Here is a 12,880-nt window from a genome sequence, read left to right as displayed (position 1 = left end):
TCAAAAATACTCAAAAGTAATTTATTCCTTATAATACCTTTTGGGTATTTCTTTTTATCTACCGCCTATGTAATTTTTGCATAATAAAAGAGCAACCATGCATCAGTTGCCCTTTCGTCAAAACTTATGTTATTACTATAAATACGGTAAATGAAGTTTTGTCCTTCTTCCAATCACCTAATATTACGCACCAATCTGTTAATACATTATTAAGTAGCTGGAAGAAGAGCAAAAGCTCTCCCTAATAACGGTATCATTCAATCATTACCATCTGCTGGTTACGGATTTTATGTGCCATCATTATGAATCGTTTAGACAAAATATATAGGAATCTTTATAAGTTGTGTTTTCCGCCACTTCTCACAATACAAATATAACACGATAATTCCAAAACAACCGGCACATTTCCTGCCAAAAAGCGGTCACGACTCTGCCAACTTTTTCACAGCTCAAATTTTCCCACTTCGTCTGTTAGCTTAGCTGCCACTCCAAATAAACTAGTTTTCTTTTCTGCTTCTATTTCTTTCTTTTTAATAATCCACTCTGGATAGTTCAATTCTTCTAGTAAATTTCTAAAATACGCTGGATTTACTTGTAAGATGTCGGGGTTTTTCCCCTTCATCCTTCGATATTTAATTAGCGCTTCTAATAATTCTTCATTTAACATGTATTATATTTCCTCCCCTTAAATTCTACATTTATTTGTATGCATTATTTTATAACATGATTCCAGTAAATGAGTTACCCATATGTTCTATTGTGTGTAACTGCCCCCTTCGCTGAATCCCTTGGTATCATTGATTTCATTTAACTTTCTCTTTTGGGTTACACAGTACGAAAATTATGAGTAACTGTATAGGGATACCACCAGCATTTTGCAAAATAACCTACGCTATGCGGAAAAATAAAATAAGCTGCCCATGTGGACAGCTTATTTACATAATTATCGAAACCGGAAGTTAAAAAAACGTTTATTTAATATTAAAAGTTTGTTCACTTAATTTATCGCCACCAATGCCTTGTGTAGCAATTAATTTTACAGGTGTTTCTAAATCATCTAATTCATAAGCTATTGCATTTTTAACTGTACCATCTTTTTTAATTGTTTCTAATTGAGAATCGAGAAATTGGTCATCTGGAAGTCCACCAACTTCAAGAGTATTGACTGCATTAGGATTATTGTCTTGTACTGCTTTAAATACTGCCATCCATCCAGTAGTAGGGTTAATTTCTTTATCACTTAAATTAGTTGTTTCATACCAAATCGCAAATACAGGTTTTTTACCATATTCATTTCCTTTTTCACCAACTTGAATAACTTTAGTTTCTGTAATTTTAATTTTTAAGTCATTTAATTTTGCTTCATTATCTTTGAAATAAACTTTATTATTCGTCTCTTTTTTTTCATTTGTATTTTCTGTAGTTGCTTCTTTATTTGCAGAATTAGAACCATTTTTTGTTCCTTCGTCTTGATTGCTACAACCAGCAATTATAGATAGTGTTAGTGCAGAAGTTAATATTAAAGCTTTTTTCATCATTTTACATTTCTCCTTATGTTTTAATTTGATTATTATTAGTATAACTTATTTTACGAATATAGCTTTAATGTTTTCTATATTATTCCACCTTTTTTGTTGTAAGTAATTTCCTGATATTGCACCCAAGAATAGAGTTATCTGCGATTAGTTGAATAAGGAATAATGCATATTGTATTCATGTTCGGTTGACATAACGTCTCATTATCGGGATTCAACGTATTTAGAAGACTATTAAAAGTCCTCCAGATTGTTTAACTGGAGGACTCCAGTGTTCACATAATATAACGTTATTGGAAGTTGATTAATATTAGCTTATTTGTCTTATAAGTTAAATCGAGAACAATTAGATCCCCAAATATTTCAGTTCTTTTTGTATGTTATTTAAGGCAAACCTCTTTCATCTTTTAAAGAAGTTCTTTGGTTCGTTTGAAGATAATCTCCAAAGAATTCGTGTATCCTGAGATTGTTAGAGTAAGGACTTGAACAAATTCCCAACCATCCTCAGCATGTTCGATAATAATACGCTTATAATCTTCTTTGGGTTGCCCTTTCCATCCATCAATTTCGACTTTCACAAATTTGTAATCATACATATTCTCTCCCCCTTTTTTCCTAATTGTACCATTTGGAAGAAGCGATGTATTGTACTTTTTTGACTGTATACTCTATACACGTTTGGTTAACATAACGTCTCATTATCGGTAGCAAGGAAAAGAGAGGAAACCGTACTCTCACCAAGGGACCTTCTTTTTTTGTTCTATGGATCTATGTATTTTTTTATACATTCCTATCCTAGCGCGGTTTTAGGGTTCTTGTTTGTTACTAGAACTGTATAAAATCTTTCATACTTTTAGCGTGAGTTTTTTCCAAAATGCTGCAATACCCCTAGATTTAAAAAGAAATAAGCAGTAATTAGATTTTAAACCTAGTCATTGCTCTATCCATTGCATCTTGATTTACCCCTATATAACGTAGTGTGACCTTCTCTGATGAGTGATTGAATATCTCCATGAGTAATGCTATGTTTTTCGTTTGCATGTACATGTGATACCCGTATGTTTTTCTTAACGTATGTGTTCCTATTTCATCTAACCCGAACTCTGCCGCTGCTCCGCTTAATATCTTATATGCCATGCTACGACCAATCGGACGATTCTTACCTTGTCTGCTTTGCAATAAATACTCATTGTCTTCTCTTTCTACAATAAACCATTTGAGTTCTCTTTTCAGTGCTGCAGTAATTTGTATTCGTTTCTGTTTCCCTGTTTTCTTTTCCCTCATAGATATATGACTACCTTTAACATCCCCTACTTTTAATTTCAAAATATCGGATATTCTGAGACCTGTATTAATGCCCATAATGAAGAGAATGTAATTACGTAAGCTCTTCTCCTTAAAATACTCTTTTAGCTGCCGTATTTCTTCTGGATCACGTATTGGCTGAACAAAATTCATTATTCATTACCTCCAGTCTCTTCTGTCTCGTAAACTTCTAATCCAAGTGCAAAAGCAAGTTTATAAAACGCTTTAGACTTCCAACGTCGATAAGTACGCTCCGACATTCCTATTTCGTTATAAACCATGTAATCACATACATCCTCTTCTTCTAAATAACGTTTATAAATAATATCTCTTTGGATACTTCCTGCACGTCCATTTCCTAATCGGTTTAGAAACTGATCAATACGTAATGACATTCTTTCAAGCCACTCTTCTCGTTTACTTTGTTGAATATTCGCTATGGCAACATCTTCTAACGGCTTACCAACTGCATGTGTAGGACCGTGCTCACGCATTTCATAAGAAGGAGTGACTTTCATTTCTTTACGCATCATCCCGAACTGTCTATATATACGTACACTTTCAAGAACACCCTCTAACTTCTCTTGCGTTGCTGTTCTATCGATTTTTGGTAAGAAAGATAATTGTTTAGTCATGTAAGACCACTCCTTTTTATTTTTTAATTACTTTTGTCTTAAAGCTCCACGTCTACGTTCATAACGTGGTCCACGAATCCCCATTAAATCTTCAATTTCACGAGTGCTTAATTTCTCTTTTTGTTTTTTCTTGTTTTTCTTTTCCGCTTGTTTTGATTGCTTATTTCACTCACGCAATTGATCCCTTAGCCCCTTCATTTCCCCATCTCCCTTTTCAAAATAAAAAGGACACCTATTCCTAAAACAGCTTTAATTGCTGCTCTAAAGAATTGGTGTCCTCTAGTTTTCTAGCCGGACTTAATTCGAATGTTATTTTAAATATCCCAATAGTCACTATTAACGTCATTAGTATATTTACTGATTTCCTTCTCTTTTCCACACTTTTCACATTTATAATAACTAACTATCCCCATCTTACCAGTTTTAAAATCTTCACTGTCTTGGCTTTTAATAAGTTTATATCTATGTATACATTTAGGTTCTTTTAATTTATTCATCCACTTTCCTAACATAAATTAATCACTCTCCTCTTGAAGATATTCCTTCTATTCCCGTACCCTTAAGAATACATTGGAAAAGATTCCTAATCAATGGAGCATAATATCTTATTTTTCTATATACAAAAAGATTATTTTGTTAAGTTTTATAACGCTCTTTTCTCTCTTAGTAACTGAATGTTATTAATTACAACCGTATGAGCATTGCATTTTTCTTTTAACAGATCCATTAAATCCAGGACATTTTTTCTACTATTTAGTTTCGAACGACTATTAAATAAATACGTACAATCAGCATTACCGTTATTTTGGTAGTACTTATAAGAAATTAAATACTCAAATCTACGTGGTCTCATTTCCCTCTACCTCCTGAATAAAACTCAATATTCCGTTCATACTATAGATAACCCATCTTTAATGTGCTGTAACCATTTAGATTTCCTTCAAGACTGAGCAGTTAGCTTTTGCTAGCTGCTCTTTGTTTTTCGTCCTGTCTCTTTAGGAAATCCTTTGCGTTCTTAATCGCTTCGGCTCTTGTCTGTCCTTCAGCTATCCCTTTCAACGCTGTATCATCCTTAATGCAGATCATCTTCTTTGTACCATCTTCCATAATGACCTCCACTTTTGAATAATAGGCACTATGCAATTTATCACCTTCAATTAAGAAGCTCATAAACTCTGTTCCAACCTTGCCTGTAAAATCTTTAACTTTACTCATATCCATTCCCCTTTTCTACAAAATGAAATTTCTATATTGTTTTTCGAAAAATATCCACATTTCCTAACATTACGTATAAATAGTATCTTAGTATTAATACTAAGATACTTATCAACTAATTTTTATGCCCTAGTCTTGCACCATGCTAGGGCATATTTATTTTTAAGAATTTAATACTCTTTTCTTTTTAAATAGCATTTTTATTCCAAATGATGACCTTATCCATTTGGACACATTTACCAGTATTTTTACCAAAAAATTCATGATATGGTTATTTAGTCGAGTACGTCATTACTTGACGATTACCCTTAGAAGCCCCGCAGACAATCGGGGTTTCTTTTATTTAAATAACGATTTTGTTCACTTTTATAGCTTGCTATTCCTCATAGTTGTGTTTTTCTTCTAGGACTTTTATAAAGTTAAAGTGTCCATCGAGATAACAATCATTGATATAACCCCAAAAATATATTTCATTAACTTCGATTATAGTAAAATATTCATTTTTTCATTCAACCAAGTTCATAACATATTCTTTTCCTCCGATAAAATAATGATTAGGTGCCCTAAGTGCATTTTATCCACTGGAAATAATACCTTTTACGTACTTACCTATTAGAAACTTCATTTCTGCTTCTTCTGCAATAGCAATTTTGTTCACTTTTTCGATACATTTATGAAACATTCACATGTTATCTTCAATACGTTCGATCCTTTTTATAAAATCGTGTGAGATATACCAAAACAAGAAGCCCTAGAACCCTAACTCTAAGGCTTCTTGTTTTAAATAAGGATTTTGTTTAATTTCCATTAACCGTTTTGATTCATTTACATACATTACTATCACATGGAATTTCATAGGTTTCTCTGGACCAGTTACCTTGTATTCCTTGTGAACCTTGTGGAAAGAATCCGTTTATGACTAACGGGTTCTTTTATTTATTTTTCATACAATAACTATTTTGTTTGATTTTCTGGCCTTCCCCTACATTACATCGTTAAAATAAGATATAATAAACTACATAGTTACAACATTTTATTATTAGGAGGTGTAATTATGTCATTTGCAGCATGGAGTGCAATTTTCATGACTTTAATCGGTGCAATGTCTGGTGCGATTTTTGGTACAATTTCTTCTTGGAATAAGAGCAAAAACCCAAATTAAAAGCTTAATAATAAGATTTAATAACTACTCTATTGGCAGCTGATTCATCCTTGACTTTTCAGCTGCCATTTTCTATTCAAATAACGCTTTGGTTAAAAACCTTTTGTCCAAGCAAACATTAACAATGATTTTTCTATTGATGGTCCATATTGATTTTTTATATCTTTATCAAAATATTTATCTTCCAGATGATGCTCGGCTACGTTTTGTACAATCTCAATAAATTCATAATCAGAGATTTCTTTCAAAATTACTGATTCTTGATCCATCTTTATCACCTCGTTTTATACAAAATTCAAATTTGATTAAAGTAACTGTGTTTTTCGTTCTTCCATACGAATTACTTTTCCACTTTGATATACAAATGATTGTTCACCAAATCCACCTTGAGGTGGTTCTATTAGTTGGACTTGACCATTTTTAACGACATATATTCCGTTTATTTTCAAATCTATTTCAGCTGTCATTTCTACAAGATTTTCTTTTCTAATTCCCACCAAGATCACTCCCATATGTTATAATTACTTTGTCGAAGTGAGTCGGGAGCAGTCTCGGCTTTTTTGTTTGTCTACAAATATCGCACAACATTTTCTGGAACAAATGATTGTTCAAGTGATAAATGAAGCCGTATTGGAATCGGCTCTTTGCTATCCCTTGCTCGCTTACACATTTCTTCTGCTTCTTCCCAATCAAATTGTTTATCCTCCACTCGCTTATAACGCCAAATTCCAATTGTGTAATCTTCAAATAACTCATAACGCTCATCAGGCGCTGCCGTTGGTTTTAATTCATCAATCGCTTTGGCTTGACGTGGTATTTGCACAACCACATCTGCATACCGTAATTTTGAATTCAAACGGTGAATATGAGCTTTCTTAGGATCAAATGATACAACTGGTTCCACTTCAAAAATTGTTAATTGCTTTGGCATTGTTTTTCCCCTCCAATACCTGCAAGCTTGCAATTAAGATTCCTTCAAGCTGCGTTAACGTTAGTTGATCTAATGTTTGTCCGTTAATTTCAGTTAATCCTAATCCCAATAGTTTACGAATGATTGCTAGTTTTCTATGTTCTACTTCCTGACGTAACAACATGATTAAGCCTCCTGTTGATGATTGAACTTTCTCTCTAAATTTACAAACTTACTAAATTCTTTAATGAATGCTAGTTCAACAACACCAACTGGGCCATTCCTCTGTTTCGCTAAAATAATTTCCGTTATGTTTTTATTTTCTGTTTCGCGGTCGTAATAATCTTCACGATATAAGAATGCAATCAAATCCGCATCTTGCTCAATTTGACCATTCTCACGTAGGTCTGAGAGTAGCGGCCTTTTATCTTGCCTACTTTCAACAGCACGACTTAACTGCGATAATGCAACCACACATACATTTAGCTCTCTTGCCATAAGTTTTAGCTTACGACTAATCTCACCAATCTCTTGCATACGATTTCCTCTATGTTTTGTGTCACCTACAATAAGCTGCAGGTAATCTATTGCGACTAGCACCTTTTTGTCTGGATATTTGCGCTTTAGTTTCCTAGTCTTTGCGTAAATCTCTTGCATCGTTACATTGGCTTTATCGTATATTTCTAACGGCAAATCATTTATTAACCCCATTGCTTGGCTAATCTTTTCCCAATCCTTTAAATTACATAGTTTTTTAGGATTCTTTAATTTTGTAGCATCTATATTTCCGGTACTTGAGATCATCCGCTTAAGCAACTGTTCTTCTCCCATCTCTAGCGAAAAGACGCCTGTTGCTGTATGAGCACTCGCTGCATGGAAAGCAATGTTTAATACAAATGCTGTTTTCCCCATCGAAGGACGGGCACCGACAATAATTAAATCGCCTTCTTGTAGTCCTGCTGTCATTCTGTTTAAGTCGTCATAACCAGTTGGTATACCGGTTAAATCTCCTACATCAATTTGCATATTCTTATACAAATCAACAAGTGTGTCTTTCAAGTTAAATTCATCTGAATAACCTGTTTCTTCAATGGCACTTAGTTCATCAATTGATGTACTAATAGCACTCATATCCCTATCTTGCTGAAGACGGTTATATAAATTACCAGCAACCTCTTGAGCATGTCGCATCTTCCAAGCTTCAATCACTAAACCTTCATGATACGAGAAGTTTTTAGTTGTTGTTACAACTTCTGTCAGGTTTACAAAGAATTCAATTCCGCCAATCTGATTCATAAAGCTTTCATCGAATTTCCCCATGAGAGCGACAAGGTCTATTGGAACCTCAGCATCCTCTAACTCTCTCATCGCTTTAAAAATCACTTGGTGTGTTGGTAAAGAAAACTGTTTTTCCTTTAGCTGGCAATCTTTAATTAAATCGCCTTCTTGGATAATGCTACCTAAAACACTTTGTTCAGCTTCTGTGTTACGAATCATATCGTTACTCATTGAACCATCCACCCACTTTTTTGATTAAGCGCTGCAAGTTCTTCATCCGTTGGAATGTTTTGTTCCCATGATTCTTGCTGTTGTATTACGTTTTTAGTAGATTCCGATAAGCCTTTTTGTTGATAAGGTACTTGTGTTGATTGTTGCGGTTTTGCTAATCGTTGAGCACGGAATGCTTTATCAGCGGCTTCAACGTCTGCTACTGTTTTCAATCCCTTAAGGTGCCAATCTCGTAAAATTGTATTTACGTAATTCATGTTTCTTGTATTCTTCTCTAAAGCAATTTCCATAGCTTTCACAACGAGCTCTGCATTTAAATCATCTATCCAAGCGTGAATACCATCTGCAATAAAAGGTGTAATCAGTCCGAAGTTTTGTTCGTAAAAAGAAATCGGATTAACCTCAACAACTTCTTCCGCGCTTGCGCGTTTTTCTTGTTGTTGTTCTTTTTCTTTTTCTTCTTCTTTTTCTTCTTCCTTGCTAGGGTCTTGGAAGCCCCTTATAAGCCCCTCCAAACGGACTGATAAATACTCCTTAATACGAGGAATTTTAAAATCTTGCTCTTTTTCTAATTGCAAACATGTTTCATAAAAATCAACCAGAAAATCTTGATCTTTTACAGATTGAATTTCTTTTAAAACACACTTTTCAATGTTTACATTTTTAATTGGATTGAATTTCAACCAGTTGATTAAGAACAACTCTTTTGTTTTTTGGTTGTAATTAATTTTTCCATACTCAACAAAACGTTCTAATAGCTTCATAACAGTTTCACGGTTATATCCTGTATCGGTTTCAATAATACGAAGTGGAAGCTCATAGATTCCTGATTGAGACGTCTTACTGTTTGTCATCAAATATAAGTAGAAATACTTCTCCTCCGGTGTAAGATCTAAAACAAATGAATCCTGCCAAAATGAAACGTGTACTGGTCTATAAACTGCCATATTATTCATCCTCCCGTTTACATATCGCGAATCCGTCCTCTACACGTAATAAGCGATAATTCTTGTATCCTGTTTTGAGATATTGGTTTACTAAGTAAATTAGGTGTTGCTCTGATGTCGCTTGCTGAAATACCTTAGGGTTCAGCAACACTCTATGTAACGTTTTGTCTAGAATCATGCAACACACTCCGTTGTTATACGAATGCTAATTTGATATAATTAATCCTAAGATCTTTTGCAAAACCATTTATCTATCACTCTGCCAAGTGATAGATTTTTTATTTTCTACGTGTTACTAAAGAGGCGTTAACTCCTCTTGCTCTTAAATCTTTAATCACTACACGATAACTCATCGATGCCTCATGTTCTTCTTTTGTATCACGAAGCATTTTAAATTCTTTCATACATCGCTCCAATTCTTCTTCCCAGTGATTTGATTCTTCGGTTGATTCTGCATTAAACATGTTATGAATACATGCAGCCATACAGTTATGAAGTTTATTCGCGAATGAAAAATCTCCTGGAAGAACTAGATCATGAAGATGATTGTTTTTATCGTTCATGAATTACATCTCCTTTCTAATTAAATTGATGCTGTACGCATCGTTACAACCAGAAAGGAACATTGTAGAGGTATTGGGAGGAACAATCCCTTTCTGGTCATAACGACAAGCACAGTGCTTGTCCAAATGATTTATAAAATGTTATAATTGCTTTACAATATTTTTGTTAGAGCTACTGTTGTCTAGGCGGTAGCTTTTTCTTTTGCCCATTTATGTTTTAAAATGAATGATGCTTCGATAATTTTGATTCGAATCCCCACTAACTTTTTCTCTTGCTTTAACTCAACTGACTTTGAATCCTCACCAAGTGTTTTTGCTATTTTAATTTCACCAGTTAGTTTTGCATCATAGCGTATTAGTTCCTTATATTCTCTTAAACTTGGTTTCTTATAATCTACTGTCATTTTTCTTCCTCCTTTACAGCATCTTTGTTAAAGTCATTAAGCTATCCACCGATTGAATAATAACGTTCTCCGCCATAGCCTTTTGCAACCAACTTCTTTGTATTTGTTCCATAATGCCAAAATGAACCTGCTCAAGAGCTTGTACTACACATTGAGTAGCTTGGATTGTATCGAAGATTTCTTTTGCATGAACTGCGTATTCATGTTTCTTTTTTTCATCAAGCTTCCATGACCTTGTTGCAACTTGTAAGTTCATGATTTCCTTTGCTGCCACAATCCCCTCTTCAGCTTGTTTAATGTAGTTCATCAATTGTAGATTTACATCTTGAGTTAATCGTGGATCTGTAGGAGGTAATCCAACACCATAAATATGTTTAATCGCTTGTTGATTCAACTTTGCTCCTGTTGCTTGGCACCAATCCATCGCAAGCTCAAATTCTGGTTTAGAAAGTCCAGATTCAATACGGGTTAATCTTTCATGTGTAATACCAAGATACTTAGATAACCCTTTCTTCGTTTTCAGCTGAACATTATCACAACATTCTCTAGCATTCTGTAATAATTCCCCTATTGCTGAATTGCAGTATATGCTTGTTCCCATATCTGTTCGCCTCCATATTTAGTTTTCAAATGGTTACAATGAATTTAGTACATACGTAACTTGTCTATTATTCATGTAAAAAGAGAGGAACTATTCCTCAATGTTTTCTTTCACTTGTATTTCTTTGATGATGGCCCAACCAGCCTTGTAATATGCTTGAAGGAGTTTATCAATATCCTTTTGCAATTTTGGCTCAGGAGCCACAACATAGACTTTCGTTTTTCCAAATTCATAAGTCGCTGCATATTCTTCTTGTTGGCTCATGGTGTCACCTCTTGAAGTACTTTCTATATGTTTATGCAGCTGATCTGTTGGTACTGCCATGTTAGTTGATGGCATTTTCTCACCTACTTCCTAGTCAAAAAGTATAAGATTCTTGTACTAACATACATCAAATTAAATCTTTTACATCACACCCAAGAATAGCAGCCAACCTTATAGCTTTTTCAAGATTTGGATTACTATGGCCATTTTCCCAATTACTTATTGTAGATTTTGTAACTTGCATTCTACCTGCAAGATTTTGTTGCGTTAACTTACTTTCTTTCCTGGATCTAATTAACTTGATATTTTTGTTCACTGTCTCGCTCCTTGTATAAGTTATTTGTACTTTTATTATAAGTATAAGATTCTTGTACGTCAATGCATTTGTACAATTTTCTTGTACAAAGTTTGATGTTTCATCTATATAATGTACAATATATTTGTACTTTTTATTAACGGGAGGTGCTAAAAATGTTGAAACAAAGATTAAAAGAAACACGTAAAACACGTAAACTCACTCAACAAGAATTAGCCAATAAAGTAAATACAACTAAAGGCACCATTAGTAACTATGAGAATGGTCATAGTACTCCCTCAAACGAAATGCTAAAAGATTTAGCTAATGTTTTAGGAGTAACAACAGATTATTTATTAGGAAGAGAAGATGAATCAAGAGTATCCAATACACTTCCTGACTTAACAAAAAAAGATAGTCGTGATATTGCACGTGACCTAGAAAAAACATTAAAGGATTTAGAAAACAGTGATGAAGCGTTAATGTTTGATGGAGAACCAATAGACGACCATACAAAAGAAATGATTCGTATTTCTCTGGAGAACTCAATGCGCATGGCAAAACAATTAGCAAAACAAAAATTCACTCCAAACAAGTATAAAAAAGATTGAACGGGGCGAGAAATGGAAATTAAAGAATACGCACTCAAAATCGCAGAAAAGCATGAAACAACAAATCCGTTTGAAATTGCTAGACGAAAAAATATTATAGTGTTGTTTGAAGACCTTGGGAATACTCTTGGTTTTTACAACACATACAAACGCTTTAAATTCATTCATATTAATAATAAAATTGATGAAACTACTCAACGTTTTGTGTGTGCTCATGAACTTGGACATGCCCTATTACACCCAAAAGCAAATACTCCATTTTTAAGAAATAAAACTCTGTATTCTGTAGATCGGTTAGAGATTGAAGCAAATACATTTGCAGTCGAGCTCTTATTAACTGATGAAATGATTTCTGAATATCAAGATACTAATCTATCAATTCAAGAAGTAGCTGAAATCTATGGGATTCCAGAAAATTTTGCTCGTTTAAAAACCTATTAATATGAATTTAAAATACAACTTTATAAGTTAGGAGTTACATAGATGAAAATATTTTTCTCATTTCTATTTGCAATAGCAATGATAGCCACGTTCATTTTACTAATTACATCATTGGTATTTCGTTTAAAAAAGAAACCAACCACTAAGAAATACTTTAAGCTTACAGGTATAGCTTTTGTTTTATCTATCATTTCATTAATTGTAGTTAACATGAACATGACACCACAAGAAAAACAAGAAATTCTCGCTAAACAAAAAGCTGAAGAAAAGCTAAAAGCTGAAGAGAAACAAAAAAATAAAGAACAAAAAGAAGCTGATGAAAAACTAAAAGCCGAAGAGAAACAAAAGGCTAAAGAGCAAAAAGAAGCTGAGGATAAGCTAAAGGCCGAAGAGAAACAAAAAAATAAAGAACAAAAAGAAGCTGATGAAAAACTAAAAGCCGAAGAGAAACAAAAGGCTAAAGAGCAAAAAGAAGCTGAGGAT

Annotated in this window: 21 protein-coding genes; 2 read left to right on the top strand and 19 right to left on the bottom strand. The window is 33.6% G+C overall.

From position 1 onward, the window contains the following. Positions 1–442 precede the first annotated feature (442 nt). The 19 genes from DET63_RS11945 to DET63_RS11855 all read right to left on the bottom strand — a co-directional run bounded on the left by DET63_RS11945 (position 443) and on the right by DET63_RS11855 (position 11,366). A complete protein-coding gene (locus DET63_RS11945) occupies positions 443–667 on the bottom strand; it encodes a hypothetical protein (protein WP_113936821.1) in 225 nt (74 codons plus the stop codon). Positions 668–971: 304 nt separating this feature from the next. Next, positions 972–1,538, bottom strand: coding sequence for a DUF5067 domain-containing protein (locus DET63_RS11940; protein ID WP_002142883.1), 567 nt, complete (start codon positions 1,536–1,538; stop codon positions 972–974). Positions 1,539–1,942: 404 nt separating this feature from the next. Next, on the bottom strand, positions 1,943–2,131 hold the full coding sequence (locus DET63_RS11935; protein ID WP_002142884.1) for a DUF4177 domain-containing protein: 189 nt from the start codon (positions 2,129–2,131) through the stop codon (positions 1,943–1,945). 319 nt (positions 2,132–2,450) lie between these two features. Continuing rightward, positions 2,451–2,993: a site-specific integrase gene (locus DET63_RS11930; RefSeq protein ID WP_113936820.1), complete on the bottom strand. Its 543-nt coding sequence runs from the start codon at positions 2,991–2,993 to the stop codon at positions 2,451–2,453. Beyond that, on the bottom strand, positions 2,993–3,475 hold the full coding sequence (locus DET63_RS11925; RefSeq protein WP_113936819.1) for an ArpU family phage packaging/lysis transcriptional regulator: 483 nt from the start codon (positions 3,473–3,475) through the stop codon (positions 2,993–2,995). Before DET63_RS11925 ends, DET63_RS11930 begins: the two co-directional genes overlap by 1 nt. A 314-nt stretch (positions 3,476–3,789) precedes the next feature. Continuing rightward, entirely contained in the window at positions 3,790–3,987 is a 198-nt protein-coding gene (locus DET63_RS11920; RefSeq protein ID WP_113936818.1) for a hypothetical protein, read from the bottom strand. A 131-nt stretch (positions 3,988–4,118) separates the two neighbouring features. Continuing rightward, positions 4,119–4,328, bottom strand: coding sequence for a hypothetical protein (locus DET63_RS11915; RefSeq protein WP_088291094.1), 210 nt, complete (start codon positions 4,326–4,328; stop codon positions 4,119–4,121). A gap of 101 nt (positions 4,329–4,429) precedes the next feature. Beyond that, the gene (locus DET63_RS11910; protein WP_088291095.1) at positions 4,430–4,696 is read right to left on the bottom strand and encodes a hypothetical protein; all 267 of its coding nucleotides are present in this window, start codon (positions 4,694–4,696) and stop codon (positions 4,430–4,432) included. 1,248 nt (positions 4,697–5,944) lie between these two features. Continuing rightward, positions 5,945–6,121 carry a hypothetical protein gene (locus tag DET63_RS30220; protein ID WP_181777911.1) on the bottom strand — a complete coding sequence of 59 codons (177 nt, stop codon included), beginning with the start codon at positions 6,119–6,121 and terminating at the stop codon, positions 5,945–5,947. A 36-nt stretch (positions 6,122–6,157) separates the two neighbouring features. After that, a complete protein-coding gene (locus DET63_RS11900) occupies positions 6,158–6,349 on the bottom strand; it encodes a DUF3954 domain-containing protein (RefSeq protein ID WP_000512853.1) in 192 nt (63 codons plus the stop codon). Between the two features lie 71 nt (positions 6,350–6,420). After that, positions 6,421–6,783, bottom strand: a complete 363-nt coding sequence (locus DET63_RS11895; RefSeq protein WP_078177829.1) for a cell division protein SepF — start codon at positions 6,781–6,783, stop codon at positions 6,421–6,423. Further along, positions 6,758–6,946, bottom strand: coding sequence for a hypothetical protein (locus DET63_RS11890; RefSeq protein WP_078177828.1), 189 nt, complete (start codon positions 6,944–6,946; stop codon positions 6,758–6,760). Before DET63_RS11890 ends, DET63_RS11895 begins: the two co-directional genes overlap by 26 nt. Before the next feature lie 2 nt (positions 6,947–6,948). Next, entirely contained in the window at positions 6,949–8,271 is a 1,323-nt protein-coding gene (dnaB, locus tag DET63_RS11885) for a replicative DNA helicase (RefSeq protein ID WP_113936817.1), read from the bottom strand. Then, positions 8,268–9,218 carry a DnaD domain-containing protein gene (locus DET63_RS11880; protein WP_113936816.1) on the bottom strand — a complete coding sequence of 317 codons (951 nt, stop codon included), beginning with the start codon at positions 9,216–9,218 and terminating at the stop codon, positions 8,268–8,270. The genes dnaB and DET63_RS11880 overlap by 4 nt, the downstream gene beginning before the upstream one ends. Positions 9,219–9,496: 278 nt before the next feature. Beyond that, on the bottom strand, positions 9,497–9,781 hold the full coding sequence (locus tag DET63_RS11875; protein WP_113936815.1) for a hypothetical protein: 285 nt from the start codon (positions 9,779–9,781) through the stop codon (positions 9,497–9,499). Between the two features lie 182 nt (positions 9,782–9,963). Next, positions 9,964–10,185: a hypothetical protein gene (locus tag DET63_RS11870; RefSeq protein WP_016092216.1), complete on the bottom strand. Its 222-nt coding sequence runs from the start codon at positions 10,183–10,185 to the stop codon at positions 9,964–9,966. A gap of 13 nt (positions 10,186–10,198) precedes the next feature. Further along, a complete protein-coding gene (locus DET63_RS11865; RefSeq protein WP_113936814.1) occupies positions 10,199–10,786 on the bottom strand; it encodes a sporulation sigma factor-processing peptidase in 588 nt (195 codons plus the stop codon). Between the two features lie 90 nt (positions 10,787–10,876). Continuing rightward, positions 10,877–11,125: a hypothetical protein gene (locus DET63_RS11860; RefSeq protein ID WP_113936813.1), complete on the bottom strand. Its 249-nt coding sequence runs from the start codon at positions 11,123–11,125 to the stop codon at positions 10,877–10,879. Between the two features lie 52 nt (positions 11,126–11,177). Beyond that, positions 11,178–11,366: a helix-turn-helix transcriptional regulator gene (locus DET63_RS11855; RefSeq protein ID WP_113936812.1), complete on the bottom strand. Its 189-nt coding sequence runs from the start codon at positions 11,364–11,366 to the stop codon at positions 11,178–11,180. A gap of 155 nt (positions 11,367–11,521) precedes the next feature. On the opposite strand from DET63_RS11855, the gene DET63_RS11850 reads away from it, so the two are divergent. Both DET63_RS11850 and DET63_RS11845 read left to right on the top strand, forming a co-directional pair. After that, the gene (locus DET63_RS11850; RefSeq protein ID WP_016092219.1) at positions 11,522–11,956 is read left to right on the top strand and encodes a helix-turn-helix domain-containing protein; all 435 of its coding nucleotides are present in this window, start codon (positions 11,522–11,524) and stop codon (positions 11,954–11,956) included. Positions 11,957–11,968: 12 nt separating this feature from the next. Then, positions 11,969–12,397, top strand: coding sequence for an ImmA/IrrE family metallo-endopeptidase (locus tag DET63_RS11845; protein ID WP_113936811.1), 429 nt, complete (start codon positions 11,969–11,971; stop codon positions 12,395–12,397). Positions 12,398–12,880 lie beyond the last annotated feature (483 nt).

Origin of the sequence: Bacillus sp. DB-2, from assembly GCF_003315125.1 — a bacterium.
GTDB lineage: Bacteria > Bacillota > Bacilli > Bacillales > Bacillaceae_G > Bacillus_A > Bacillus_A mycoides.
Note: the sequence above shows the minus strand (reverse complement) of the source record. Positions and strands in the feature narration are given on the sequence as shown.